Origin of the sequence: Arthrobacter sp. CAL618, from assembly GCF_000468215.1 — a bacterium.
Classification (GTDB): Bacteria; Actinomycetota; Actinomycetes; order Actinomycetales; family Micrococcaceae; genus Arthrobacter_D.
Genome location: NZ_ASZW01000246.1, coordinates 1 through 26,972, shown reverse-complemented (window position 1 = coordinate 26,972; position 26,972 = coordinate 1). Strand labels below are relative to the sequence as shown.

The 26,972-nt window shown below is 62.8% G+C and carries 27 protein-coding genes; 12 read left to right on the top strand and 15 right to left on the bottom strand.

What is annotated here, in order from left to right:
- Positions 1-284: 284 nt before the first annotated feature.
- The 8 genes from K728_RS0114650 to K728_RS0114615 form a co-directional block, all read right to left on the bottom strand.
- Positions 285-1,016, bottom strand: a complete 732-nt coding sequence (locus K728_RS0114650; RefSeq protein ID WP_019484002.1) for a DUF72 domain-containing protein — start codon at positions 1,014-1,016, stop codon at positions 285-287.
- Positions 1,017-1,089: 73 nt separating this feature from the next.
- Positions 1,090-2,673, bottom strand: a complete 1,584-nt coding sequence (locus K728_RS0114645; protein ID WP_024477147.1) for an alpha-amylase family glycosyl hydrolase — start codon at positions 2,671-2,673, stop codon at positions 1,090-1,092.
- A complete protein-coding gene (locus K728_RS0114640; RefSeq protein WP_019484005.1) occupies positions 2,670-3,563 on the bottom strand; it encodes a carbohydrate ABC transporter permease in 894 nt (297 codons plus the stop codon). The genes K728_RS0114645 and K728_RS0114640 overlap by 4 nt, the downstream gene beginning before the upstream one ends.
- On the bottom strand, positions 3,560-4,573 hold the full coding sequence (locus tag K728_RS0114635; protein WP_116778876.1) for a carbohydrate ABC transporter permease: 1,014 nt from the start codon (positions 4,571-4,573) through the stop codon (positions 3,560-3,562). The genes K728_RS0114640 and K728_RS0114635 overlap by 4 nt, the downstream gene beginning before the upstream one ends.
- Before the next feature lie 69 nt (positions 4,574-4,642).
- Positions 4,643-5,965: an ABC transporter substrate-binding protein gene (locus K728_RS0114630; protein ID WP_019484007.1), complete on the bottom strand. Its 1,323-nt coding sequence runs from the start codon at positions 5,963-5,965 to the stop codon at positions 4,643-4,645.
- Positions 5,966-6,022: 57 nt separating this feature from the next.
- On the bottom strand, positions 6,023-7,006 hold the full coding sequence (locus K728_RS0114625) for a LacI family DNA-binding transcriptional regulator (RefSeq protein ID WP_083850969.1): 984 nt from the start codon (positions 7,004-7,006) through the stop codon (positions 6,023-6,025).
- A gap of 278 nt (positions 7,007-7,284) precedes the next feature.
- A complete protein-coding gene (pheA, locus tag K728_RS0114620) occupies positions 7,285-8,226 on the bottom strand; it encodes a prephenate dehydratase (protein WP_019484009.1) in 942 nt (313 codons plus the stop codon).
- 13 nt (positions 8,227-8,239) lie between these two features.
- The gene (locus K728_RS0114615; protein ID WP_019484010.1) at positions 8,240-8,566 is read right to left on the bottom strand and encodes a rhodanese-like domain-containing protein; all 327 of its coding nucleotides are present in this window, start codon (positions 8,564-8,566) and stop codon (positions 8,240-8,242) included.
- 91 nt (positions 8,567-8,657) lie between these two features.
- Between K728_RS0114615 and K728_RS22410 the strand changes: the two genes are divergently transcribed.
- The 4 genes from K728_RS22410 (at position 8,658) to K728_RS0114600 (ending at position 13,355) form a co-directional block, all read left to right on the top strand.
- On the top strand, positions 8,658-8,789 hold the full coding sequence (locus tag K728_RS22410) for a hypothetical protein (RefSeq protein ID WP_272944196.1): 132 nt from the start codon (positions 8,658-8,660) through the stop codon (positions 8,787-8,789).
- A complete protein-coding gene (locus K728_RS0114610; protein WP_019484011.1) occupies positions 8,786-10,207 on the top strand; it encodes an amidase in 1,422 nt (473 codons plus the stop codon). Before K728_RS22410 ends, K728_RS0114610 begins: the two co-directional genes overlap by 4 nt.
- Positions 10,208-10,220: 13 nt before the next feature.
- Positions 10,221-11,687 carry a peptide MFS transporter gene (locus K728_RS0114605; protein ID WP_024477146.1) on the top strand — a complete coding sequence of 489 codons (1,467 nt, stop codon included), beginning with the start codon at positions 10,221-10,223 and terminating at the stop codon, positions 11,685-11,687.
- Positions 11,688-11,825: 138 nt separating this feature from the next.
- Positions 11,826-13,355, top strand: a complete 1,530-nt coding sequence (locus K728_RS0114600) for a long-chain-fatty-acid--CoA ligase (RefSeq protein ID WP_019484013.1) — start codon at positions 11,826-11,828, stop codon at positions 13,353-13,355.
- A 28-nt stretch (positions 13,356-13,383) separates the two neighbouring features.
- Here the strand turns inward: K728_RS0114600 and K728_RS21015 are convergent, their stop codons facing one another.
- Positions 13,384-13,548, bottom strand: a complete 165-nt coding sequence (locus tag K728_RS21015) for a hypothetical protein (RefSeq protein ID WP_019484014.1) — start codon at positions 13,546-13,548, stop codon at positions 13,384-13,386.
- A 184-nt stretch (positions 13,549-13,732) separates the two neighbouring features.
- Here K728_RS21015 and K728_RS19580 point away from each other — a divergent pair, with 184 nt between their 5' ends.
- On the top strand, positions 13,733-14,239 hold the full coding sequence (locus K728_RS19580; RefSeq protein WP_272942581.1) for a class I SAM-dependent methyltransferase: 507 nt from the start codon (positions 13,733-13,735) through the stop codon (positions 14,237-14,239).
- Between the two features lie 93 nt (positions 14,240-14,332).
- The gene (gene pgm / locus K728_RS0114585) at positions 14,333-15,964 is read left to right on the top strand and encodes a phosphoglucomutase (alpha-D-glucose-1,6-bisphosphate-dependent) (protein ID WP_019484017.1); all 1,632 of its coding nucleotides are present in this window, start codon (positions 14,333-14,335) and stop codon (positions 15,962-15,964) included.
- Positions 15,965-15,977: 13 nt separating this feature from the next.
- Here the strand turns inward: pgm and K728_RS0114580 are convergent, their stop codons facing one another.
- Positions 15,978-17,402: an aldehyde dehydrogenase family protein gene (locus tag K728_RS0114580; RefSeq protein WP_019484018.1), complete on the bottom strand. Its 1,425-nt coding sequence runs from the start codon at positions 17,400-17,402 to the stop codon at positions 15,978-15,980.
- A gap of 85 nt (positions 17,403-17,487) precedes the next feature.
- Entirely contained in the window at positions 17,488-18,312 is an 825-nt protein-coding gene (locus K728_RS0114575) for an SDR family NAD(P)-dependent oxidoreductase (RefSeq protein ID WP_024477145.1), read from the bottom strand.
- A 74-nt stretch (positions 18,313-18,386) separates the two neighbouring features.
- Between K728_RS0114575 and K728_RS0114570 the strand changes: the two genes are divergently transcribed.
- From K728_RS0114570 to K728_RS0114550, 5 genes are all read left to right on the top strand, one after another.
- Entirely contained in the window at positions 18,387-19,715 is a 1,329-nt protein-coding gene (locus K728_RS0114570; RefSeq protein ID WP_019484020.1) for a uracil-xanthine permease family protein, read from the top strand.
- Positions 19,716-19,720: 5 nt separating this feature from the next.
- The gene (locus tag K728_RS0114565; protein WP_019484021.1) at positions 19,721-20,278 is read left to right on the top strand and encodes an RBBP9/YdeN family alpha/beta hydrolase; all 558 of its coding nucleotides are present in this window, start codon (positions 19,721-19,723) and stop codon (positions 20,276-20,278) included.
- 176 nt (positions 20,279-20,454) lie between these two features.
- On the top strand, positions 20,455-20,838 hold the full coding sequence (locus K728_RS0114560; protein WP_019484022.1) for a DUF7793 family protein: 384 nt from the start codon (positions 20,455-20,457) through the stop codon (positions 20,836-20,838).
- A gap of 187 nt (positions 20,839-21,025) precedes the next feature.
- Positions 21,026-22,021: a phosphotransferase gene (locus tag K728_RS0114555; protein ID WP_019484023.1), complete on the top strand. Its 996-nt coding sequence runs from the start codon at positions 21,026-21,028 to the stop codon at positions 22,019-22,021.
- Positions 22,022-22,897, top strand: coding sequence for a DNA-3-methyladenine glycosylase family protein (locus tag K728_RS0114550; RefSeq protein WP_019484024.1), 876 nt, complete (start codon positions 22,022-22,024; stop codon positions 22,895-22,897).
- A 57-nt stretch (positions 22,898-22,954) separates the two neighbouring features.
- Here the strand turns inward: K728_RS0114550 and K728_RS0114545 are convergent, their stop codons facing one another.
- From K728_RS0114545 to K728_RS0114530, 4 genes are all read right to left on the bottom strand, one after another.
- A complete protein-coding gene (locus tag K728_RS0114545) occupies positions 22,955-23,743 on the bottom strand; it encodes a glycerophosphodiester phosphodiesterase (protein ID WP_019484025.1) in 789 nt (262 codons plus the stop codon).
- Between the two features lie 2 nt (positions 23,744-23,745).
- Complete coding sequence (locus K728_RS0114540; RefSeq protein WP_019484026.1) at positions 23,746-24,558, bottom strand: HAD family hydrolase; 813 nt, start codon at positions 24,556-24,558, stop codon at positions 23,746-23,748.
- Positions 24,559-24,671: 113 nt separating this feature from the next.
- On the bottom strand, positions 24,672-25,202 hold the full coding sequence (locus tag K728_RS0114535) for a YbhB/YbcL family Raf kinase inhibitor-like protein (RefSeq protein ID WP_019484027.1): 531 nt from the start codon (positions 25,200-25,202) through the stop codon (positions 24,672-24,674).
- 13 nt (positions 25,203-25,215) lie between these two features.
- Complete coding sequence (locus K728_RS0114530; RefSeq protein ID WP_019484028.1) at positions 25,216-26,142, bottom strand: carbohydrate kinase family protein; 927 nt, start codon at positions 26,140-26,142, stop codon at positions 25,216-25,218.
- A gap of 198 nt (positions 26,143-26,340) precedes the next feature.
- Between K728_RS0114530 and K728_RS0114525 the strand changes: the two genes are divergently transcribed.
- Positions 26,341-26,940, top strand: coding sequence for a DUF6318 family protein (locus K728_RS0114525; RefSeq protein ID WP_019484029.1), 600 nt, complete (start codon positions 26,341-26,343; stop codon positions 26,938-26,940).
- Positions 26,941-26,972 lie beyond the last annotated feature (32 nt).

Below are 26,972 nucleotides of genomic sequence, written 5' to 3'. Positions count from 1 at the left end.
CGGCCCGCGGCGTCGGTACCCAGCGCCTGAATATGCCCATTGGGGTAGGGAGCAATCCAGACATCCTGCCATGCCGGCGGGATGGCCAAGTCCTTGATGCGTCGAAGATCAGCGGCGTCACGTAACGGGGTTCCGTCGGCTAGCCGGTAGCCGAACCCCTTACCGTGTCGACGGCGAGTAATGCCCGGCTTTTCACAGTCGCTGCGGCGAAGTCTGGGCATTGGGCCACCTTTCCGGATTGAGAAGATCAGCCTACTGCGTATTCCTGATTAGGGCACCGCAGGCTATCCCACGCCAAGGATGGCACGCAGGCTATCGGCGTTCCGCACCGCGTTGCCGCCGCCGTCGTTGTTGAAGTACACGTAAACGTCCTTTCCCGCTCCCTGCCATTCCCGGATCCGGCCCGCCCACCACTGCAGCTCGGCGTCGGTATAGGAACCGCCGTACAAATGCTCGGAGTCGGGTCCGTGCATCCTCAGATAGACAAACGGGGCAGTGGCCCGGAGGACGCACGGCAGGTGTGCCCCGCTCATCACGCAGTACGCCGCACCGTGGCGTTCCAGCAGTGAGTAGACGCCTTCGTCGTCCCAACTGTGGTGCCGGAACTCGACGGCGACCCGGATCCAGTCCGGCAGCAGTCCGAGGAAGTAATCGAGACGGGCGTCGTCACGGTGCAGGCCCGGCGGGAGCTGGACGAGCAGGATGGCGCGTTTATCCCCGAGCTCATGCCAGCAGCGGGTGATGCGTTCGACCCACACCTCAGGTTGGTACAACTTCTTGCCGTGAGTGAGCCCTCGTGGCGCTTTGACTGAGAGAAGAAATCCTTCGGGAAGCCTGCTGCGCCAACCAGCGAATGTGGTGTCGCGCGGCCAACGGTAGAAGCTCGCGTTGAGTTCCACCGTTCCGAACCGCTGCACGTAATAGCTCAGCCGTTTACTGGAGGCGGTGCCTGCGGGATAGATCACGTCATTCCAGTGGACGTAGCTCCATCCGGAGGTGCCGATGTGAATGCCCATCACCAGAACAGGCTACCGGGCCGCTCCAGGGCTAGGCATTCAGGATCCCGGTATGAGTACTTCGCTTGCCGTTTCAGCGCCGAAGCACCCACGCCGCACTATCCGGCTCCAACCAGCCCTCCTCAGCCTGGGGCGAGGAAGCGATGACCACCGTGCTGCCGGTAGGCAACCGTACTGGTGCATCCCCCATGGCCACAGCAACAAAGAACTCCGATCCGCGTTCACACATGAGCAGGTTTCCGTTCCCCACCCGCCAGACGCCAGCATCGTTGGAGTCGAGCACGCCCTTAAAAGCCAGCTGACGCCGCAGTTCAAGCGCGGAGGTGACTAGACGGAGCGTCGAATGCTCATCCGCCTGGTGCACCTCGACAGCCGATGCCCCCCACGACGACGGAAGCGGAAGCCACGGCGAGGATGGTGAATCGACGAGTGAGAAGCCATGGGATTTTTCGGGCGCCACCGTCCAGGGCAGCGGCACTCGCGCGCCGTCGCGGGAAACCCCACCGCGCTCCCACATGGGATCCACCCGTGCGCCCACTGGCACCTCGACCTCCGCCAGCCCAAGCTCCTGCCCCTGATAAATGTAGGCTCCCCCGGGTAGGCCAAGAATGGCCAGGAGACCTGCCCGCGCCCGCGCCACGCCGCGGCTGCCACCTCCGAAGCGTGTTGCCGAACGAACAATGTCATGGTTCTCCAGAGCCCAAGTGGGCGATGCACCATGTTCCAGCCGGGCTGTTTCAAGCTCACGCCCAACACCAGCCCACTCATTTGCGTCCCAGCCCAGGCGGACGAACGCAAAGGCGAACGCCTGATGCATCTCGTCGCTGCGGGTATACCGCGCCGCCCGCTGCGGCTCGAGGTTGACCTCGCCCACAAGGAAACGCTCCGGGGTGTACGAATCGGTTAGCGTTCGCCAGCGCCGATACACTTCGTGGACCTCCTCCTGGTCCGACACAAGTGGATTTGATCTGAGCCCGTCGATGACGGTGCCCGTGGTTGCCGCATCCGGCAGGCCCTCAGCCTTGAACAGTGCATGAGCTACGTCGATGCGCAGTCCATCCACTCCCCTGTCGAACCAAAAACGCAGCACCTCCGCGAAGTAGTCCCCGACCAACGGGTTGCGCCAGTTCCAGTCCGGTTGCGCCGGCGAGAACAGGTGCAGATACCACTGGTGGTCGGAGTCCGAGCCCGGATTTACTCGGCTCCACGCGCTGCCACCGAAGACACTCTGCCAATTATTTGGGGGCGTGACGGGATCGGGGCCGTCGGCGAAATGGAACATCGCCCGCTCGGACGAGCCCGGCGACGAGCTGATCGCTTGTTGAAATAGCGGGTGCTCCGACGAGCAGTGGTTGGGAACGACGTCGAGCACTATCCTCAGGCCCAGCGAGTGGGCAAGATCGAGAAGTTGATCGAATTGTTGAAGGGTCCCAAAGAGGGGGTCGACATCGCAGTAATCGCTGACATCGTAGCCCTGATCCACCTGGGGTGAAGGCTGGAATGGAGTTAGCCAGATGCCGTCCACACCGAGAGACGCGATGTACGGAAGTCGAGCCAGCAGACCCGCCAGATCCCCTACTCCATCACCATCGCCGTCGGCGAAAGACCTCGGATATACCTGGTATATGACAGCTGTCTGCCACCACGGATCGTTCATTTGGTGGCCCCGGAGGTGAGACCCTCAACAATGCGGCGCTGGAAAATGAGCACCATGATCACCAGGGGAATGGTGACAATCACCCCCGCGGCCATCTGCTCCCCAAAGGGTGCCTGAAACTCGGTAGCACCAGTGAACTTGGAAATGGCGACCGTCGCAGTTTGGATCGCAGGGTCGTTGACCATCGAGAGAGCAATGATGAACTCATTCCAGCTGTGGATGAAAGTAAGGATTGCGGTGGTGAAGACACCCGGCGCCGCAAGGGGAAGCAACACCTTCCGGAATGCCTGCCATTTGCTGCAGCCGTCGATCATGGCGGCTTCCTCAAGGTCAAACGGCAGTGATTTCATGAAGGTGGTCAGATTCCATACGGCTAGCGGGATCGCAAAGGAAAGGTTGGGCACAATCATCGCCTGGTAGGTGTTGATCCAGCCGATATCGGTGAAGAGCCGCAGCAAGGGAACAACAACTGAGATGCCGGGGAACATTGATGTTGCAATGATGACGCCCAGGATCACCGATTTGAACCGGAAGTTAAGCCGGGAGATAGCGTACGCCGCGAAGATTCCCAGAACCAGCGCGGCCGCAGTGGTGACGCCGGCAACAATCAGGCTGTTGAGCAGTGCCTGCCCGAACATGGTGGAACCGTCAAAAACCTTGAAGTAGTTTTCGGCGGAGAACGGCTGAGGAAGGAGGCTGTTGTCGAAAATGTCGGATGTACGTCGGAAGCTCGAAACCAGCATCCAATAGAACGGTGCCAGGCAGTAGACGAGGATTGCGGCCAGGCCTACGTACACCGAATAGGATTTCCACCCTCGCCGCTTTCCCAGACGCTTGGGTGCTGCCTCGGCGGGTGTTTCAACGGCCGGAATTACGGGAATCTGTGTCATCGGGCTGCCTTGACCTTTCGGGTGCTGGTGGCTCGGCTCAACGCCCGCACCTCTTTGGTCCCGGCGACATCCGCGCCGAGGATTTTGACGAAAGCGATTGCAACAACCGCAACATAAAGGAACAGGATGATCGCGAATGCCGATGCCGAGCCGTACCGCAGTTGGTTTGATTCGTCCCAGGCGAGCATCGAGAGAGTTTCGACTGATTCCTTGCCGGGACCGATCAGCACGAACGGGAGGTCAAACATTCGCAGAGCGTCGAGCAGGCGAAACAGGACCGCAACCAGGAGTGTGGGCTTGACGAGTGGAAGAGTGATGGAGCGAACCTGGCGCCAGAACCCGGCACCGTCAATTCTTGCCGCCTCGTAGACCTCCTCCGGAATGATCTGCATACCTGCCAGAACTAGCAGACCGATGAAGGGTGCGGTCTTCCAGACCTCCGCCACGATGATTGCCACCTTCGATGCGACGCCTTCGGCGGTCCACAGGATCTCGCTTCCGATCAGATTGTTGGCGATGCCGTCCGACTGGAAAATCCATCGCCACAGGAGGCCCGAGACGGCCGTGGGGATAGCCCAGGGAATCAAAATGCTTGCCCGGAGGAAGCTCCGGCCACGGAAGGCCCGGTTCATCGCGAGAGCAAGGCAGAGGCCCAGAATGGTTTCGAGTGCGACGGTGGTGACGGTGAAGAAGGTGGTGTTACCGAAGGCATTGAGGAACCGGGCACCTGTCTCACCAACGAAAAGATCAGTGTAGTTTCCGAGCCCAACGAAGACTTCTCCTTCAGACACGAACCCGTCAGCGTCGAGGCCCGACTGCTGCCGGAACATGGACTGGTAGAGCGCCGAAATCAAGGGGTAGGCAATGACCAGGGCGAGCACGAGAAGGGTTGGAGAGAGCAGCATCGCCGCCATCCGACCTTCGCCTGCTGTGCGTTTACCGGGTTTATTCCGCCCGAGTGGGCGGGCACCCGACGTCGACCGCGCGGACGCGGAAGTTCTCGTACTCATGTGGTCCTCACTTGATTTGCAACAGATTCTGATACGTGCCGTGTCCGCCCNGGGCGGACACGAGTGTCACTATTCGGCGGACAATTCCTCGAGCTTCGCCTGCATATCGGCGAGTGCCGCTTCAGGGTCCTTGTCGCCTGTCAGCGCTGCGTATGCTTCTTCCTGGATAGCCGTTGTAGTGGCGCCATACTGGACTACCTTTGGACGGGGCTGTGCATTCTCCAGCGACTCCAGGAGGGTGGGGTAGAACGGCCGTTGCTCAACAACGGCCGGGTCCTCCAGAAGAGACGCATACACCGGTGCACGCGAACTCTTGTCCAGCCGGGCGCGAGATTCTTCTTCACTGGTGAAGAACTTGATGAAATCCAGAGCCGTGGCCTTATTGGCGGTGAACGGCGAAATGGCCAGGTTTCGGCCACCAAGGGTGGAAACGCCGGGATTGTCTCCAATGCCTGGGACCGAGCTGATGCCGAACTTGTCCAGCACCTGGCTAGAACCGTCAGTAGCGGTCAACGACGCGTACACAAAGGGCCAGTTTCGCAAGAACACCACTTCGCCGTCCTGGAAGGCCCGACGTCCCTGTTCTTCGAGATAAGTGATGGCGTCACTCGGAACGAGGTTGTCGGCGAAGGCATCACTCAACTGGGTCAATCCAGCCAAGGCTTCCGGAGAATCGACGGTCGGGTTGCCTTCCTCGTCGAACACCGCGCCGCCTGCCGAGGCTACAGCCTCGGTGAAGTTCACGGTGAGTGCCTCGTTCTTATCAAACTGGCCCGCGTAACAGGACATGTCCTGTCCCTCGGGAAGCGCAAGGATGGCGTCGCACGCAGCCTCCATCTCGTCCCAGGTTGCTGGGGGCGAGTCGATCCCTGCCGCCTCCAGCAGGTCGGTCCGGTAGTAGAGCAGGGCGCCATCCGTGTAGTACGGAGCCCCGTAAAGCGTGTCGCGGTAAGACGCGGCATCGACCGTAGCGGGGATCATGCTATCGGTGGGTAGCGCATCCTCGGGGAGCGGCTCGATCCACCGGTTCGCCGCGAACTCGGAGGTCCAGACGACATCGAGGTTCAGCACGCTGAAGGTGTCCGACTCAATCTGCGCGTTCTGGATCAGCTGCTGACGCTGCTGATCGGCCGAGTCCGGGAGCTCGATCAGAGTCACCTGCTCATCGGGATGCTCGGAATTCCACTTGTCGAGACTGTCCTGTGCAGCCCCCGAAGCATCTCGCGAAGAGACGTAGTTGATGGGACCACGGCCCTCAAATTCTGCTTCGGATACGGCTGTTCCTTCGTCCTCGGATACTTCGCCACCCGCGCAGCCCGAAAGCGCGAGGGCTGAGATGGCAAATGCTGCCGTGCCGAAAAGGATGTGCCGGTGTTGGCGACGTTGCCTCATGTACTGCTCCTTGTGTGTTTGGTGATGGTGATGGTGAGAAGGAATTGTGTGGTGACGTCAGGAACCGGGCCGCGGCGGGCCCGTCGATCCACGCTTGACCAACCGGTGCTGCACTACCCGTGGACCGAGATCCCGGGACCGAAGAATTTTCCTTACGGCGATCTGTCCCATGTCCTCCAGGGGCTGCGCGATCGTGCTCAGGGCTGGGTGAACATGCTGTGAGGTCGAGGTGTTGTCGAAGCCAAGCACTGAAACGTCCTCGGGAACTCTTCGACCAAGCTTCTGGAGTTCATTGACGACGGCGGCACCCATTTCGTCGCTCATGGCAAAAATGGCGGTCAGGCCCGGGTCCTGTTGAAGGAGTTGAGCGAGGCCGGAAGCGCCACTCTCGTAGAAGAATGTGCCTGCCGCCGTAACCGTCGCGCAGCCTGCCTCGTTCATCGCCCGTTCATAGCCGCGCTGCCGGGGTTTTGCGACGAAAATGGATAGTGGATCTCCGGCAAGTAAACCGATGCGCCGGTGACCGAGCTTCAACAGGTACCGGGTGGCATCATAGGCAGCGAGTTCATCGTTGATCGCGACGCTCGGTGAACCGGAGTTATCGCTAATGGCAACGGAGATGATCGGGATGGCGGGGCCCAGGAGTTGACGCATTTCCGGGGTGATGACGGCCGAGATCAGGATAACCCCAGCGGCGCGGTAGGTGCGTAGGGTTCTCAGGTAGCCGGCGATGAAGGTGGACTTCACGCCTGTCCGGCCGAGCATAACCGCGTAGCCGCGCTCACGAGCTGCATCCTCGACCCCCCGCATCACCTCGGAGGCGAGGGCATCGGACACCATTGGTGCCAGGAGGCCAATAACGGACGTCTGACGGGTCTTGAGCGTTCGCGCAAGGGAGTCCGGCTCGTAGTTGAGTTTTGCAATCGCCCCCTCCACGCGCTGGCGTGTGGCGTCCGTATAGCCAACCAGGCCGTTGATAACCCTGGACACAGTGGCAGGCGAAACGCCAGCTTGTTGTGCCACATCCCTGATCGTTGTCACGGTTCCCTCCCCTCTGAGGAGTCACGAAACCCTGCGCGCAAACGGTTTACGTAAACGGTTTCGTGACTTGCAGCACTAACGCTAAGCCGAGGGAAGTAGAAAGCCAGCACGTTTCGTAAACAGCTGGCCGAACGGTCGAATCCGATCGCGGTCTACTGGGGTACCCGAGCATCCCGGAACTGGTTGACAACGGTCGGGGAATGTCTTCGACTAAGGTCTTGGCACACCCCGCCTCCAGGCGACCGGGCCGCGTTCGCGAAATAACCGGTGGCGATCACCTAGTCACTCTGCTGGAGCGATTCCACCCAGATCCGAGCTGCCTTGAAGGCTTCGTCTGAGGTGTGCCTGGCGACTGAGTGTTCGCGCCGATCGGCCCTGGCGTACGAACCGAGAAAGCGCAGCTGGGGGCTGATCCGATGCAACCCCTGCAACGCGTCGGCCACCCGGGCATCAGCAATATGGCCTTCGGCGTCGATACTGAAAAAATAGTCACCGAGGAACTGGCCGGTGGGCCTGGATTCGATCCGACTCAGGTTCACTCCACGGGCAGCAAACTGGTCGAGGATCTCCATCAGTGCACCGGGGTGGTCTTCCGGCAGCGGGATGACGAGAGTGGTTTTATCGGCGCCGGTGGGCTCGGGCAGGATGTTGGGCCGGCTCACCAGAATGAACCGGGTAACTGCATCCGCGACGTCCCCGATGTGACTTCCCAGCACCGGCAAGCCCAACCGCTCAGCTACGAAAGGTGAACAAATCGCTGCATCGTACGGACAGTCTGCTTCCAATAGGCCCACAGCCGCTGCGGCCGTGGATGAACCCGGCATATATTCTGCCCCTGGAATATTCTGGGTGGTCCACAACTGGCACTGAGCCCAGGCGTGCCCGTGAGTGGAGATGGTGTGGACTTCGTTCAACTGCATCCCTGGTTTGGCGACCAGGACGAAGGTGATGGGAACCAGTACTTCGCGGATTATCCGCAGGGGCTCGCCTTGGGAGATGGCGTCAAGGGTCGCACTCACCCCGCCCTCGACTGAGTTCTCGATTGGCACCATCGCGGCCTCAACGGAACCGCTGCGCACCAGGTCCAGGGCTGCGTTCACCGTCGGCGCCGGTACCCGCCGGGCGACGTCGGCGCCGGGAACCTGCAAGAGAGCTGCCTCCGTGAAGGTGCCCTCCGGGCCCAGGAAAGTATAGGACGCCTCCGGAACGCGAGAACTCATGGATTCCTCACAGTCACAGAACGGTGGGCGGCTGATTGGTGTCGGAGACCATCGGCTTACCTGCCTCAAGCCAGGCACCCATCCCACCAGTGACGTTAACTGCCGAGTAGCCATTGGCAACCAGCCACTGCGTGACTTGCTGGGAGCGACCACCGGTCCGGCAAATTACGTGCAGGTCGGTGTCCGGGTCAAGTTCATCCAGGCGGGCTGGAATCTGCTCCATCGGAATGTGCACCGCCCCGTCAATGTGGCCTGCCTCCCACTCGTAGTCCTCCCGGACATCCAACACAGCGCTGCTGTCGGCAATTGACTCGATCGAGACATTCTCGGACTCGCTCATCGGCAAACCCCTTCCCAAAGGTCCTATTTCGCCAAGCCTATAGTGGGAGACGAACCTCACCCACAATGCTGTACCCAAACGGGAGGTAACAATGCCCGCTGATCAACCCACCATCCTCGCCGGCACCACCGGTCGTCGTCCTCGCGTTACCTACGTGGGAAGTGCTGACGCGATAGCAGTTGGGGAACCCCTGGCCGCCAGACTGCCGGGGAGCATTCAGTGACGGAACTGCACCAACTGACAGCGTTGGCCCAGCGTGACGCAATCGCCCGCGGGGAACTTAGCTCCCGGGAGCTGACCGCCCACTACCTGCATCGGATTGATGAGCTCAATCCGGGCCTCGGATCGTTCATCGCCGTGACCGGTGAGTTGGCCATGAGAGAAGCCGCAGCGGCCGATGACCGGCTGGCATCGCCTGCTGCCGGGTCGCTTCCGGTACTGCACGGGATGCCCCTGGCCCACAAGGATCTCGCCGATGTCACAGGTGTCCCCACCACCTTCGGTACCGCAGCGTTTCCCCCGGCGATCGCGACAAGCGATTCTCCGCTGGTGGCCATCCTGCGCAGAGCAGGCGCAATCAGTCTGGGCAAAACCCAGGTGCCCGAGTTCGGCCTCAGCTGCCACAGCGAGAATGACATTGCACCAGCTGCCCGCAATCCGCTCGATCCGGCGTTCAGCCCGGGCGGCTCCTCGGGCGGCAGTGCCGCAGCTGTTGCTGCGGGCATGATCCCCTTCGCTCCAGGCAGTGACGGCGGCGGGTCTGTCCGTATTCCGGCGTCGGCCACGGGGCTGATCGGACTGAAACCGAATCGTGGCCGAATCCCGTCCCTGTCGGGGCAGGCCGACCTCGGACAATTTGTGGTCGCCGGGCCGCTGGCCCGCACGACGGCGGACGCGGCACTCCTTCTCGATGCGATGGTGGATGCCCCAAATTTCCGTGCGACCAGCGCGGTGCCGCCGTCGTCGTCATTCCTCGACGCTGCCCTCCAGGCGGAGGGCACGTTCCGCATCGGGGCCAGTACGCTGTCACCGTTCGCCTCGGCATTCGACATTGCGCTCGACCCAGCGGCACGTGCCGCCTACGAGAAGGGGATTGAGGCGCTCATCGCGGCCGGGCACGACGTCGTCGAAGCCTCGATCACCTACGACAGTCGCTACCATCAAGCCTTTCAGACCGTCTGGACAGCGGCACTGGCGACGGCGCCCATCCCGCCAGGCAATGAACGGCTACTCACCCCGCTTGCCGCCACCATGCGCGAGCGGGCGCTGTCACGAAGCGCGGCTGACCTGGTTGCGGCGATCGATATTCTGCGACAGTTTGAGCAGGAAACCATCACCCAGTACTCGGCTCACGATTTCATCCTCACCCCAGCGCTCGGGCAGACCCCCAGGCCAATAGGGTGGTACACGTCCGAGGACGGGGACACCGACTACCTCAGGCAATGCCAGTACTCCCCGTTCACATCGATGGTTAATGTTTGCGGCTTGCCTGCCATCGCGCTGCCGACCCTGACCACTGAAGCCGGGCTTTCAATGGGTATCCAGCTCATTGGACGCCCCAGCGGTGAGGCCCAGTTACTGTCGGTTGCAGCCCAACTCGAATCGGCCTGGGGCCCAGATGACACCGGCCTGGTGGAGTGACACCATCGTATAAATGATCACATCGCATAGTTCACCGCCCCGCTCGGCGGATACCTCTTTTTTTGGTCACCCTCGAATGCTGGCCCACCTCTTCAGCCTTGAAGTGTGGGAACGGTTTTCGTTCTATGGAATGCAGGCGATCCTTGCGTTCTATATGTACTTCGAAGTCACCGCTGGCGGCCTGGGCATTGAGCAGGGCTTGGCCCTCACTCTGGTGGGTGCCTATGGCGGAAGCGTCTACCTCTCAACAATTCTCGGCGCGTGGCTCGCAGATCGCGTGCTTGGGTCCGAGAAGGCCCTGTTCTACTCGGCCATCCTGATCATGTTGGGGCACATCTCGCTAGCCGTCCTCCCCGGCGGGGTGGGACTGACCATCGGACTGGTGCTGGTGGGAGTCGGCTCTGGCGGATTGAAGGCAAACGCCACCTCTCTGGTCGGCACCCTGTACAGCAAGAAGGACCAGCGACGCGATGCTGGATTCTCCATCTTCTACATGGGCATCAACCTCGGCGCCCTGTTTGGCCCACTCCTCACGGGGTGGTTGCGTGATACCGCAGGATTCCACATCGGGTTCGGAGCCGCAGCGATAGGCATGGCAATCGGCTTGGTGCAATACTCGATCGTCCGGAAGCATTTCTCCGCCGACGCGCACGTCATCGAGAACCCCCTTCCCCGGTCCCAATACCTCCGGTGGATCGCTATCGCATTCGCTGCCGTTGCTGTGGTCACTGTCGCCTTCCTCAGCGGCTTGATCAGTACCGACAACCTGGCCCAGGTAATGGCATGGGCGGCCATCCTCGCGGCAGCAGGCTACTTCACTGTCATCCTGACGAGCTCGAAGGTTTCCGCTCCGGAGCGAAAGCAGACCATGGCTTTCATTCCGCTGTTTATTGCCAGTGCCGCATTCTGGGCCCTCTACCAGCAGCTGTTCACCCTGATCATCGTCTATTCCGAGGAAAGGCTGAATCGGAACTTCTTCGGCCTGGAGATTCTGCCTGAGTGGATTGTTTCCTTTGTGCCGGTATACGTCATCGTGCTTGCCGGCATCTTCGCGGCAATGTGGACCAAGTTGGGCGACCGACAGCCATCATCTCCCCTGAAGTTTGCCTTCGGATTGATCGGGATCGGCCTCGCGTACCTGATGTTCCTGCCGTTCGCTGGCGGCGGCGCGAACACAACCCCGCTAGTCGCCATGGCAATCACTTTGCTGGTCTTCACAATTTCCGAACTGTTGATCTCCCCCATCGGCCTGTCGGTGGCCACCAAATTGGCGCCGGAAGTCTTTAGGACCCAGATGGTTGCGTTGAACTTCCTCTCGATCTCCCTCGGGACAACGCTGTCCGGCATTCTGGCGAGCCGCTACGATCCATCAACTGAGGGCACCTACTTCTCGGTGCTTGGCATTTCGGTGATAGTAATCGGCGGAGTGCTGGTTGTTGGCACCCCAGCCATCAAGAAGCTGATGATGGGCGTGCGCTAATCTCTCCACTCTTCACAGGCGTCCACCTGCATTTGGTGGGCGCCTGTGGCGTCCCGCTGACCCGGCCCCCATTGCGCAGCCCGACTCCATGAAACAGACTGTTACTCATCAGTAACTAGCCTGATCAAAGGAGATCGCGTGCCTAACCTCGCCAACAACCTCACTTCCACTGCCCACGAGCACCCGGAGGCGGTAGCGATCAAGCTCGACGACGTCGAGCTCACCTTCTCGGCGCTCGATCAGTGGAGCCAACGGGTTGCAGGGCTGCTTGCACAGAAAGACGTGCAAGCCGGCGACCGGATAGCCCTGATCATGCCGAATATTCCGCAGATGGCATTTATCTATTACGGCGTTCTGCGGTTCGGTGCGGTGGTGGTTCCCCTCAACCCCCTGCTGAAAGCCCGGGAAATTGCCTATCATCTGGACGATTCTGGGGCACGCCTGGTCTTCGCGTGGGAGGGGGTGGCATCGGAGGCTGAGTCGGCGGTCGGACAGATTGCGGCCAGCGCGGCGCAGGGAACAACTCTCGAGGTAATCGCTGTCGATTCGGGCGCCTTCATGCAGCAGCTCTCAACTACTGAACCAGCACCGCAGGTGGTCGAGGTCGATGACGAGGACACCGCGGTGTTGCTCTACACCTCTGGAACGACCGGACGGCCAAAAGGCGCCGCCCTGACGCACGTCAACCTGCGCCGAAACGCTGAGATATCACGGGACCTGATGGGAATCGCCACCGGGGATGTGCTGTTTGGGGGGCTGCCGTTCTTCCACATTTTTGGGCAGACCTGCGCCTTGAACGCATCAGTACTGACCGGCGCGACCGTGACCCTCCTACCCAGGTTTGAACCAGGTAAGGCCCTTGAGATTATCGCCCGCGACTCGGTAACCATCTTCGAAGGGGTGCCCACCATGTACATCGCGATGCTGCGGCACCCCTCGGTCGCGGAGACCGACCTGTCGTCGCTGCGCGTGGCGGTTTCGGGAGGGTCCGCATTGCCCGTGGAGGTGCTCCACGAATTTGAGCGGGTTTTCAGTGCCGAGCTGCTGGAAGGATACGGCTTGTCGGAGACATCGCCGATCGTAAGCTTCAACCGACGCGGGACAGTACGGAAACCGGGCTCGATCGGGACCCCGGTCGACGGCGTCCAGGTACGGATGCTCGACGCCGACGGCGCGGAGGTGCCTACCGGCGAGGTGGGCGAGTTGTCAGTCAGCGGCCACTGCGTCATGAAGGGCTACTGGAACAACGACGACGCCACCGCCGCCGCTATCCCCGACGGCTGGTTCCGGACCGGCGATCTTGCCAGATTTGACGAGGACGGAGCCATTTTCATCGTGGACCGCAAAAAGGACATCATCCTGCGTGGCGGGTACAACGTGTACCCACGCGAGATCGAAGAAGTTCTCTACGAGCACCCGGCAGTCGCCGAAGCAGCAGTTATTGGTGTTCCTGATGAGCTGCAGGGCGAGGAGATCGTGGCCGTTGTCGGCATCAGAGCCGAAGCGGAACCGGCGGACGACGCCGCCCGCGAGCGCCTGAGCTCCGAAATACTCGAATTCACCAAGGAACGCGTCGCGGCCTACAAGTACCCTCGGCGAGTCCTGCTGGTGGAGGCCCTCCCCAAGGGCCCGACCGGCAAGATCCTTAAACGCGAAATCCGGGTCTAGCGGCAGCCGCCGGGATCAACCCCGTGGATCAGGAGTCGTCGTCGTTCTCCCGGTTATCCTCGCTTTCGACTTCCTTACCCTCGGGAAGTTCACTTGCCGGGCCGGGACCACCGTAGCCGCCAGCATCGATCTTGTCGGACCCGCCGACCGACTCCGCCGCGTCGTCGCGTTCCTTGTCAATCTGTTCACTCATGGGATGGCACCTTTCCTGTATTTGGCTAAGTACACAGCGAACTTATCACTTGGAGGAGACCACGATGACCCCAGCAGAAGACCAGACGGCCAGGGTTTTGCGGGCCTGGGAGCAGAACGCTGCGAGCTATGACCGGCAGATCGCATTCCTGGATCGGTTCTAGTTTGGCGGTGGCCGGGAATGGCTGGGGGCCCGGGCAACCGGGCGCGTCCTTGAAGTGGCGGTCGGCACCGGGCTGAATCTGCCCCATCTCCCGGTCGACTCGCAGGTCAGCGGGATCGATCTCAGCCCGGCGATGCTGAGCATTGCCGCCGGACGGGCATCCCGTCTGGGCCGCCCGATGGATTTGAGGGTAGGCAACGCCGAAGACCTTCCCTTCGCGGACAGCTCGTTCGATACCGTTCTCTGCGGGCTGTCGCTGTGTGGGATACCCAACCCAGCCTCAGCCATCGGAGAAGCCAAGCGGGTGCTGGTGCCCGGCGGACGCCTGCTCCTTCTGGATCACGTGGCGAGCAGCTGGCCACCGGTATACGCGATGCAATGGCTGTTGGAGCGGGCCACAGTCCGCATGGCGGGTGAGTACTTCACGCGCCGACAGTTGCCCCTGGTGGAGGCTGCTGGGTTCACCGTCGTCGAAGTCGAGCGTCTTAAGGCCGGCTCGATTGAACGAATCCACGCCCTCAAACCCTGATTCTGTTGTGCTGCTGCACGGCCTACGCGGCACACTCCGCCACAATTAGCGTCCGGGGCTGTATTCGTCCCGGTTCTTTGGCATGCTGTAGCAATGGCAAACCGAGCGGGCACAGTCGCCCTACCCAGCGATCTCGTCGACATTACTTCCCTTCTGGACGCGTATTTCGACGTCGTTCCCGATCTCAGCGACCCGGCACAACGAGTGGCGTTTGGCACGTCGGGACATCGCGGCTCCTCACTCAAGGCGTCCTTCAACGAAGGACACATTGCAGCGATCACCCAGGCGATCGTTGAATACCGGGCCGGGCAGGGCATCACCGGTCCCCTTTTCATGGGCAAGGACACTCACGCGCTTTCGGATCCCGCCCAGCAGACGGCGCTGGAGGTGCTTGCCGCCAACAATGTAACGGTCCGTGTGGATGCCCGTGGCGCCTTCACCCCCACCCCGGCCGTATCGCACGCCATCCTCGCCTACAACTCGCGCGGCGCAGACCAGGCAGACGGCATCGTCATCACCCCTTCGCACAACCCTCCCGGTGACGGCGGTTTCAAATACAACCCACCGCACGGGGGACCCGCCGACTCCGACGCCACCAACTGGATCGCCGATCGAGCCAACACCCTGATGGAGGGCGGCCTGCGGGAGGTCCGACGGGTGCCCGCCAGCCAGGCGCTGCAGGCAGAGGGCATCGGAACCTACGATTTCCTGCAGCACTATGTTGAGGACCTGCCCAGCGTCCTCAATCTCGACGCCATCCGGGCATCCGGTCTGCACATCGGTGCGGATCCCATGGGGGGCGCAGCAGTAGATTACTGGGGTGCCATCGGTGAGACCCACAACCTGAACCTGACAGTCGTCAACCCGTCAGTTGACCCGCAGTGGGCGTTCATGACCCTGGACTGGGATGAGAAGATCCGGATGGACTGCTCCTCGCCGTCGGCCATGGCCTCATTGATTGCCCGGTCCTCCGAGTTTGATATCTCTACCGGTAACGACGCCGATGCGGACCGGCACGGTATCGTCACCCCGGATGCGGGCCTGATGAACCCCAACCACTACCTCGCCGTCGCCATCGATTACCTCTACCGGAATCGGCCGCAGTGGCGGCAAGACGCCGTCGTCGGGAAGACCCTCGTGTCCTCGTCGATCATTGACCGGGTGGCAGCGGATCTGGGCCGAACGCTCGAAGAGGTTCCGGTGGGCTTCAAATGGTTTGTACCGGGCCTGCTGTCCGGTGGCCTGGCTTTCGGTGGTGAGGAATCCGCGGGGGCCTCCTTCCTGCGTCACGACGGCACCACCTGGACCACAGACAAGGACGGCATCCTGCTGGCCCTGCTAGCCTCGGAAATCACTGCGGTCAGCGGTCGCACCCCGTCGCAGCACTACGCCAGCCTGACCGACCGGTTCGGGTCACCGGTGTACGCGCGGATCGACGCGGCAGCGACACGGGACCAGAAGGCGGCGTTGGGGAAGCTTTCGCCGACGGATGTCTCAGCCACCACCCTGGCCGGCGAGACCATCACGGCCCGGCTCACGGAAGCACCGGGCAATGGGGCTCCAATCGGTGGGTTGAAGGTCACCACCGAGAACGCCTGGTTCGCTGCACGCCCCTCGGGTACGGAGGACGTGTACAAGATTTACGCCGAGTCCTTCAAGGGTGCCGACCACCTCAAGCAGGTCCAGGACGAAGCGAAAGCACTGGTGGACGGGGTGATCGGGTAACCCTCGGGGGTGGTCAGAGGAGCCGGCGCAAGAGCCACTTCTTCAGACCGCTGTAAGGAGGGTAGGCGAGGCGCAGGGTGTCGATGCCGGTCCCTTTGGAGAGCACTCCCCGCAGCTGGCTGAAAGTGTCGAAGGAATAGCGCCCGTGGTAGGCGCCCGTCCCGCTGTCACCGACGCCTCCAAAAGGCAGTCCGGGAACCGTCAGGTGCAGGTTGCAGGCGTTGTGGCCGATCCCGCCGGCTCGGACCCGGGCTTCGAAGCTCTGCTGCACCGCGCTGCTCCTGCTGAACAGGTAGGCAGCGAGAGGGGCGGGCCGGGCGGCGATGAATTCCACCGCTTCATCCATCCCGCTCACGGTCAGGATGGGCAGGATTGGTCCGAAGATCTCGTCGTGCATGACCGGCGAGTCCGGCTGCACCTCGGTCAACAGTGTGGGTTCGAGGTATCGGGTGGCCCGGTCGTGCGAGCCGCCAGCGTAGATGCGGCCGCTATCCAGGAGCCCCACCAGACGATCGAAGTGGGTTTCGTTGATAATCCGGCCATAGTCACTGCTCTGGCTGGGATCGCTGCCGTAAAACTCGGCGAGCGCCCGTTTCAGCTGCTTCAGGAGTTGTGATTCCAGCCCCGCCTTCACGAGCACGTAATCGGGAGCGACGCAGGTCTGCCCGGCGTTAAGGAATTTACCGAAGATCAGACGCCGGGCCACGGCGCGAAGGTCTCCGTCCATCACGACGGCGGGGGACTTGCCTCCCAGCTCGAGGGTGACAGGGGTGAGCTGCTCAGCAGCGGCTTTGGCGACGATCCTCCCCACGCGTGCACCTCCGGTGAAGAAGATGGAATCGTACTTCTGGGTGAGCAACTCGGTGCTCACCTCGGGTCCGCCTTCCACCACCTCCACGGCCGCGCCGTCGAGATATCGAGGCAGGAGGTCAGCGATCACAGCCGAGGTGGCGGGCGCTAGTTCGCTCGGCTTCAGGACCGCGCAGTTCCCGGCGGCGAGCGCACCAACCAGGGGCGACAGCAGCAACTGCACCGGATAGTTCCAGGGCCCGATGATCAGCACCACTCCCAGGGGCTGAGGCTCCCGGTGGGCCGACGCCGGCGCCAGGCCGATCGGGACCCGTACCCTTTCGACGCTGGTCCACTCCGCCAGATGCCTGAGAGCAAACTCGGCCTCCGCCCGGACCAGCGAGAGCTCAGAAACCAGTCCCTCGAGACGGCTCTTGCCCAGATCTGTCTGCAACGCGTCGGCGAAGTCCTGTTCCCGTTCGGCGAACATCCGCACCAGGCCCTGCAATTGGGCTCGGCGCCACGCGAGTGGCCGTGTGATCCCGTCATCGAAGGTGCGGCGCAGGCGGTCCGCCGCGGTCGTTCCCTCAGCGACGGCACCATCCTGAGCACCGGAGCCGCCCGCAATTAGTGTTGGACTACTGGTCATCTAGGGTTCCTTCTTGACAGAACGGCCAGCGGATCGCTGGCTGGGACATTTTTTAACGGGTGGCGGTCTTCTGGTGGGTGGCAGCTCAGCTGGCGCGGCCCGTGAAGTGCTCCATGGAGCTGTACACCTTGAAAACCCGGCCAGCCACCACATCCCAGACCGGCTGGGGAAGAAGCCCACGCAGCGCGCTGCCCAGGGCCACCGACCAGGGCAGCTGAAGGCGGGCACGCCCCACCAGCATCGCCCGCCAGGCCTTATCGACAACGTCTGCCGGGTCCATCAGCGGCGTGAACAGTGGCCCTCGGGCACCTTCGAACATGCCGGTCTTGATGTAACTGGGAATCAGGGTGGTGACCTTGATGTGGTTGTGCCCGGCTTCGCGCAGCTCGAGGCGCAGCGAGTCGCTCCATCCGATGACTGCCCACTTCGAGGCGGTGTACACGCTCATACGGGGCACCGACAGGGTGCCGGACGCTGACGCGACGTTCAGGATGCGTGCCTGGTTTCCCGCCGCGATGAGGTCCGGCAGGAATTCCCGGGTCAGATGCATGAGCGCGAGCGTGTTGATGTTCATCACCAGAGCGATGTCGGCCGCTTGGTCGTGCTCCCAGAAGTACTTCCCGCGCACGATGCCGGCATTATTGACCAGCACGGTCGGGACCCCGACGTCGTTCCGCACGGCGGCCGCCGTCGTGATCTCCTCCAGGGACGCGAGATCAACCACGTAGCTGTGCACCGAGGAGCCGGCACCGCTCAGGAAATCGGCGGCCCCACCGAGGGCCTCGGCGTCCACATCCCAGAGCACCACGGCTGCTGCCCCCTCCCTGACAGCGCGTTCCGCGTACAGCCGACCCATCCCGCTGGCGGCACCGGTGATGAGGACTGTTTGGCCTTCGACTGTGAATGACATGAGTGCAACGTAACATCCCGCGCCGGACGGTAAGATTTCCGACAGATCACCCCACATCTTTGGAAGGCACAGCCATGAGCAGGTTCGGTACCGCTTGGACAGTTCACGGCGACGGGAAGAACGTCCTGCCGGGGCAGTTCGTTGCCCCTGATGAGCGGCTGAGCTGGCCGCGGACGATCGGTATTGGCGCCCAGCACGTCGTCGCCATGTTCGGCGCCACGTTCCTGGTCCCCCTGATTACCGGGTTCCCCCCGGCAACCACCCTCCTGTTCTCGGGCATTGGCACCATCCTCTTCCTGATCATTACCGCGGGGAAGGTACCGAGCTACCTCGGGTCAAGCTTCGCGTTCATCGCGCCGATCGCCGCCGCCCAAAGCCAGCACGGTCCCGCTGGGGCGCTTGGCGGCATCATCATGGCCGGTGCGGTGCTGGCGATCATTGGCGCCATTGTGCACAAGGCTGGTTCCCGCTGGATTCAGGTGGTGATGCCACCAATCGTTACCGGCGCGATCGTCGCGCTGATCGGACTGAACCTCGCACCCACGGCCAAGGCCAGCTTTGAGCAGGCTCCCCTCACCGCCCTGATCACCGTGGTGGTCATCCTGCTGGTAACGGTCCTGTTCAAGGGCATCCTCGGGCGATTGTCCATCCTGGTGGGTGTCCTGGCCGGGTACGTTGTCGCCATGCTGCGCGGTGAGGTGGACTTCGCTGCGATCGGCGACGCCGCCTGGATTGGTCTCCCCCCATTCCAGACCCCCGAGTTCCACCTCTCAGTGGTGGGTCTTTTCATCCCGGTGGTGCTGGTTCTCGTCGCCGAAAACATCGGCCACGTGAAATCGGTGGCGGCAATGACCGGCCGCGACCTTGACCCCGTCACCGGGCGCGCGCTGATGGCCGATGGCCTCGCCACCATGCTCGCCGGGTCCGGCGGTGGCTCCGGAACCACCACGTATGCAGAAAACATTGGTGTGATGGCGGCATCCCGCGTGTACTCCACGGCCGCCTACTGGGTGGCAGGCATTGTCGCAATCCTGCTGAGCCTGTTCCCGAAGTTCGGCGCCCTGATCGCCACTGTCCCGGCCGGGGTCATTGGGGGCGCAGGAGTGGTGCTCTACGGCATGATCGGCATTCTCGGGGTGCGGATTTGGGTACAGAACCAGGTCAACTTCTCCAACCCCATCAACCTATCCACCGCAGGGGTTGCCCTGGTGGTGGGCATCGCCAACTTCACCTGGACCATTGGGGAGCTCACCTTCGAAGGCATTGCCCTGGGTACCGCAGCGACACTCGCGATCTACCACGTGATGAACGGGCTCGCCCGCTGGCGGGGCAGCGAACATCTCACCGGGCCCGACGCCGTCGACGCCTCCGACAAAGGGTCCCGGCCTTCGAAGCTGGGCTGAGCCGGATGAAGATCTTCGTGGTTCATGGATACCAGGCGTCCCCCGGCGAGCACTGGTTTCCCTGGTTGAAGTCCCGCTTCACCACGGCACAGGACAGCGTGACGGTGCTCGAACTACCGACCCCGAATGAACCTGTGGAGAGCGGTTGGACTGCCGAACTGCACTGCGCCATCGGCCGTCCCACCGGGGACACGGTGATCGTTGCGCACAGTCTCGGCTGCATTACCGCCCTTCGCTATCTGGCGTCGCTGGAGCCGGGGTGGTCTCTCAGGGGGCTGATCCTGGTCGCAGGGTTCGCCGAACCCGTCGCTTCACTTCCGCTCCTCGATCCCTTCACCGCCGACAACGGTTTCGTCGACGAACTAGTGGTCTCCCGTTGCACAGTGATCAGGTCAGACAACGACACAGTGGTTCATCCTGCCGCCACTGCCCGGCTCGCGGCCAGGCTGCACGCAACGCTCATCACCATCCCCGGCGGTGGCCATTTCGGGTCCGCCGACGGGTACCAGCGTTTCCCCGAGCTGCAGCAGGAACTGGCTGGGCTACTTTCCACCGCACGCTAGGAAGGCAAACAAGTCGTCCTTCACCCGAAGGCTCCGCCCGCGCAGGAGCAGCATCGAAGGGCTGCGGACGTCTTTTGGTGAGCTGTCGGACACATCCAAACTGTCGTGGACGACGAAGTACCCCATTGACGCTTGCTACTGAGTTAAATGGATCTGCTGAGACTTCAGGACACATCATGAACACTTCATGCATCACCACTACTACTGAACGCCACCCGGATGCCGGCGAAACCCAACGTTTGACCCTGCGGGAAGACGGCATCCTGCACGTCTGGTGGCGACCGTCAACGGTGGTCTCTGTCGACGACGCGCGGGCCACTCTCGATGCATCGCTCCTCAACCCCGGATCCCGGCGGATCCTGATGAGAATGACAGCTGTGACGTTCACCAACGCCGCCCGCCGGGCCATCTGCACCGAGCAGGGCATTACCGCCATCGCTCTGCTCGGCGAGGATCCCGTTGACCGGGTAGTCGCCGCCTTCGCCGATAACGCCGCTCACCCAGCGCAGTTCTTCACCTCCGAGGACGCAGCCGTCGACTGGCTGGACACCTTCGCCTGACCCCACACCCCACGCAGGCCCTGGGTGAGCCCCGCCCTCCTGGTAGTGCCTAAACTGGTGTGATGTTGAGGATCGGGCTGTCGGGCGGCGTGCGCAGGGGAAATCACACTGGGTACTACCGGCTGATCACCGCTACGGAAACGGACCGGCCGGGCGGACTTCATTCAGCCGAGCCGACGGAGTCCTGATGGATCTGCAAAAGGTCTGGGCGTCCCCCGATTGGCGGGACCAGGTCCAGCAGTGGATCACGCAGGTGCTGGACAGTTGCAACCTGTCACAGACCGGCCCCCTGGAGCCGGCCCGTATCCGGTTTTGGTCCACCCAGCTGACGGTCCCCACCAATCACGGGCGGCTCTGGTTCAAAGCGAACAACCCCGGTCAGTTCACCGAGGCGGCCCTCGTGGCGTGCATGTCCGAATTGGTGCCGGACCATGTGGTGACTCCCCTGGCGATAGAGCCGGCCAAGGGCTGGATGCTCACTCCTGACCATGGAAAGACCCTTGCCTCACTAAAATCGACTGACTACCAGTTATGGGTTCGGGTGGTGATGGACTTCGCCGACCTTCAAAAACAACTCATTCCCCATAAAATGCCGCTGGCCGCCGCCGGACTAGTGAGCATGGACCCCGCGATCGCCGGAAATTTCGCCAGCAACCAGCTGCTCCTCCACACCGGCCTGCCCCCCGAGCATCCGTTGCATCTTTCGCCGCAGGCCGCCGACGGGGTCTACCTCAGCATTCCGGCGCTGGAGGAAGCCGCTGCCGCGGTCCTGGCCTCTGGTGTCCCCCTGAGCCTGGAACACAACGACCTGCACTCAGGGAACGCCTTCATCCCGGGCACCACCACAGCGCCACTACGATTCTTCGACTTCGGCGACTCCTACTGGGCCCACCCGTTCAGTTCGCTCTACGTTCCGTTGACCGTAATGCAGGAACAGTGGGAGACAACTGTTGACGATGCCCGGATCCGCTGCGTCATCAGCGCCTACCTTGAGTGTTGGACCGATTACGCCCCCCTCGCGGAGCTACGTCTCGCCGTCGAACCGGCACTCCAACTGGCGCGGCTGCACCGGTATGGATCGTGGTTGCGCCTCCTCATCCACGCCGACGATTCGGCAATGAGCGAGTACGGCCCACACGCCCTCGAGTACCTGCGAACCCTGACGGATCCGGTGCTGCGGTAGGTGAACAGCGTCTTTCTCGCAGCCAACGGGTCAATCGAGACCGTACCCATGGTTGCCCTGCTCGCGAACCACTTCATCCCGGGTTGTGAGGTTCCGGATCGCTCCGGCAGCTCACACACCCGGCTCCTCAGTACCGCCAGCGGGCACCACGCTGTCACCCTCACCGTTGGTTCGTCCGGGGTTGAAGTGAGCACTTCTGCGCCGTTGAGCCAGGTCCCCGGCCTCACCGCAACCATCCGGCGCTGGCTCGATCTGGACACCGATCTCACGGCGGTGGCAGCAGCGTTCGACGACGACGCCCTGCTGGGTCCGCTGGTCCGGCACCGCCCCGGGCTGCGTGCCGTGGGCTATCCCGAACCGTTCGAAGCAGCGATCATGACAGTCCTTGGCCAGCAGGTCTCGGTGGCGGCCGCTGGCACGTTTGGCGGGCGGTTGGCCGCTGCGTACGGAACACCCGGGGCGGCCGGCCTCACCGTCTTCCCCACCCCCGAGGCGCTTGCCTCCGCGCCGCCGGAGCAGCTTCGCAGTGCGGTGGGCGTGACCCGAACCCGCGGAGCCACCGTGCAGCACGTTGCCCGGGCCTTCTGCGACGGGCTGATCCTCCACGGCGACCCCACCGACATCCGGCAGGAGCTCCTGGCCATCCCGGGGATCGGGCCATGGTCGGCAGACTACCTGATGGTGCGAGTACTCGGGGATCGGGATGCCTTCACCCCGGGGGATCTGGTGTTGCGCCGTGCCATGGGCAACCCCAGCATCAAGGAAGCCGACATCCAGTCTGAACGGTGGCGGCCGTACCGGGCGTATGCCCTGTTTCACCTGTGGACCGAAGCCACCTCGGCCGAAAAAGTGCCGCACCCGCAGGTTAGTCGTTGAGCAGCAACTAATCTGCAGGCGAAGCACTTTTCTGGCCGTGGAGGGAGGTGGACGGGATTATTGGGGCCAGTACCCTCTGCGGTGCATGACCCCAGCCAACCGGTCTGCACGGTCGGATACCAGACCGTCCACGCCACCACCCAGGGTGAGCAGCCGTTCCATCGCTTCTGGGTCGTTGACGGTCCAGACGTGAAGCGGCAGCCCTGCCCGCCTGCAGCGTTGGACAAAGCGCTCGGTCACCACTGTCACTCCGACGTGCCGGACCGGAACCTGCAGGCAATCGACCCGGAGCATCCGGGCAAGGCGCCGGGTCTGACCCAGCGGACTCAGCAACCAAAGCAGCGCTGAATACGCCTGACCGGCCGAAGACGCCACCGGTCGCGACAACCGCTTCAGGACCCGCAGGCGCCGCCGGTCCGAGAAGGAGGCAACCAACACCCGGTCATGCGCGCCCAGGCGTTCAACTACGTCAGCGAAAGGCTCCACCGAGGCGTCGTCCTTGATGTCGATATTCAACTTCATCGCCGGCCACCGGGTCAGCACCTCTTCGAGCGTGGGGATCGGTTCGGTGCCCTGAATGTGGACGGTCCGCAACTCCTCCAACGACCGGTCCGCTATTGGCCCCGATGCGTCACAAACCCGGTCCAGGAGTTCATCGTGAAAGACCATGACCACTCCATCGCGGGTGGTGCGGATATCTATCTCCAAATAGCCGAAACCCAGTTCGGCTGCCGCCTCGAAAGCGACCATCGAATTTTCCAGCCCGTCGAGCGAAAAGCCGCGATGCGACAGGGCGAGCGGCCGTTGCTCCCCGTCCAGTCCGATGTTTCGCAGGTACGGCAACATGCCTAGAAGGAGGCCCTCAGCGCGGCGAGGCGTTCCTCAAGAATCTGCGCCACCCCGTCCTCCTCAAACGCTGGCGCCTGCTGATCCGCCGCGGCAATAGCTTCCGGGTGCCCCGACGCCATTGCGTAGCCGGTGCCGGCCCAACTGAGCATCTGCACGTCGTTGGGCATGTCCCCGAAGGCGACGACGTCGGCCTGGCTGATACCCCGGCTGGCCGCGAACTCGGCGAGGGTTACCGACTTATTGATGCCAGGCATCGACATCTCCAGGAGGGCAACGCTGGGCGCAGAATGGGTGGCAGTCACCAGATGGGCCACCGCCGGGCGGACCCGGTTGAGGAAATTGTCGGGCAAAACCTCGCGTTCACGGGCCAGGAACTTGATGACGCCCTGACCTGCGAGCGAATCCGCAAGGGGCATGGCGACTGCGCCGGCGAGTAGTTCAACCGAACCCTCCTCGGCGAACCCATGCTCGATGTGGAATCCGGTGACGGTCTCGGCGGCGAAAGCGGCCGCGGGATAGAGGTCCAGGATGATTTCGCGAGCCGCCAGAATGTTGCTGTGCTCGAGCAGGTGGGCGCTCAGCACCCGTTCATCATCCAGGTTGTAGGTCACGGCCCCGTTGGAACAGATGACCGTGCCACGGTGACCCAGCTGTTCACGCAGCGGGTCCAGCCAGCGAGGCGGCCGGCCCGTTACAAACACCACCTCGACACCAGCATCCAGGCACCTCTGAAACGCTTCGACGGTGCGGGGACTGATCTTGCCGTCGTGACCGACAATAGTTCCGTCCATGTCGCTGGCGACCAGGCGCATGCGGGTACTCCTTCAGTGAGCAGGTGAGTTTAAGCGTACCTGCCCGGAGCAGGCCGATGCCCCGGTGCGTGACACGCGTCCGGGGCATCGAGAGGAAGCTGGTTGGGCGGGATCTACTGCTCGAAGGTGGCGATCAGGCGGGCCCGCCCAAGGGTATGCGAGAACAGGTTGAACCCGAGGTAGGCGTTGCTGCCTTCCGCGGGCACCTCGAGGGTTTCCACGTCTACTGCATGCACTACAACGTGGTAGTGGTGCGGTCCATGACCGGCCGGTGGGGCAGCGCCGATGAAGCCGCTGAAGCCGCCGTCGTTCTTCAACTGGATGGTGCCTTCCGGCAGGTCGGTGCTCCCCTCGACTCCGGCACCAGTAGGCAAGGAAGTGGTACTCACGGGGAGGTTGAAGACCGCCCAGTGCCAGAAGCCACTGGCGGTTGGGGCATCCGGATCGTAGACCGTCACGGCAAAGCTTTTGGTGCCCTCCGGGAACCCGCTCCAGGACAGCTGCGGTGACAGGTCCTTCCCGCCATCGATCCCCATGACTCCTGACGCATGCCTCGCATCCAGCGGCTGGTTGTGTTCAATGTCAGTGCTGGTGAGGGCGAATGCGGGGACTGCTGGCAGGTCTGCGTACGGATCGCGGGTCATTACTGCTCCTGGTTCACTTGGGGTCTGCTACTAGCTCGCTGCGCACCGGTGGATTCGCGCCAGCACGGGAAACGGTCACTGCCGCCGCCTTTGCCGCGTAGGCAAGGACCGCTTCCACCTGTTCAACGGAGATGTGGCGTAGGTCATTCCGCAGCTGGGCCCCAACGAGCCCGCGGTCCGCCAGCGAGCCCAGGAGCGCCGACATGAAGGAATCCCCCGCCCCCACCGTGTCCACCACCTGGGTGGCCGGCGCGGGCACCGACGTTTCACCGCGTTCGACGACGGCCCACGGACCGAGGGAACCACGCGTCACCACCACCATGGCCGGCCCTTTAGCCAGCCACAGCCGTGCAGTCTCGAAGACGTCCTGGCCCGGGTAGAGCCATTGAAGATCCTCGTCGGAGGCCTTCACCACGTCGGCGAGGGCAACGAATTTCTCGGCCTGCGCGCGGGCGTAATCGACATCGGTGACGATACTGGGACGGCAGTTGGGGTCATAGGAAATGGTGGCCAATGGGTGAGCCCGCTGGACGACGGCGAGCACTTCGGCCGCTCCCGGCTCAAGCATGGTGGCAATCGAGCCGGTGTGCAGCAGTGTGGTGCCGTCGAGGATCAGGTCCATCTGCTCACGGACGGTGGGCAGGTCCCAGACGAGCTGAAACGTGTAGGAGGCACCACCGGCAGGGTCCAGGCGTGCCGTTGCAATGCTGGTGGGGTGCCCATCTGGCCCGATCGGGGTCAGCACCGAGTTGCTGTGAAGGTGTTCATGGATCATCCGGCCGTACTGGTCGTCGCCCCAACGCCCGATGAACCGGCAGGGGTGCCCCAGCCGGGCCAGGCCCACAGCCACATTCATGGGGCTGCCGCCAACATGGGCGCGTGGCGAGGAGACATCGCTGATGACTTCGTCTATGAGGGTTTCCCCGATCACTGTGAGCACGCTAATAAGTTAGCATCCCGGGCAGCGGAAAGACCCTTGTGGGGACAACGGGATCGAGGACCCCGGCTGACCCTCGAGCCTAGGTGATCTCACGCACACTCGCCGGAATAATCCGCTAGTTGCCTAAGGCTACGGCTAGGATGGTGCGGGATTGCCGCTATCCGCGGCGCTAACCACGTACTAGTTGTTGGGGAAACCATGAAAATCAAGAACGCGGCGGCCATCGCCGTCATCGCACTCGCCTCGCTGACCGCCTGTGGCGAGGCATCAGAGCCTGCGGCCCCTTCCGAGGCCGCCGCTCCCACGCCGGCGAGCTCCACGGCACCCGCGCAGAACATCCAGGCTCCGGAGACCAACGACCTCATGGCCGAGGCCAGCCCCGAAGGCGCACGAGCCTTCCTGCATCACGTCTTCGAGCTGAAGTCCTACAACCAGCGGACCGGTGAAACCGAGCAGCTGCTCGCCACCTTCGATGGTGCCGAAGCAGCAACCGAAGAGGCTGAGGAATTCGCGGCCATGTACGAGGACGGCGGCTGGGTTCTCGGCGGACAGCCGAAGGTCAAGCAGATCATCGTCACCACCCCAGCGGACGAGGTAGCCGAGGAGGTCGAGGTTGACGCCCTGATCACCGTCAACCCTGACGCCTACACTTCGTTCGGCGAATCGGGTGAGGTCCAGGAGACCCGCCCGTTCGACCCGGCCGGCACCATCTACTCAGCGACAATTGTCTATTCAGACGGCGCCTGGCAGGCTACCTACCTGGAAGAAACCCCTGACGCAGAAATCCCGGCGGAGTAACCCGGTTTAGGCCGTCAGCCTGTTACGGCTGG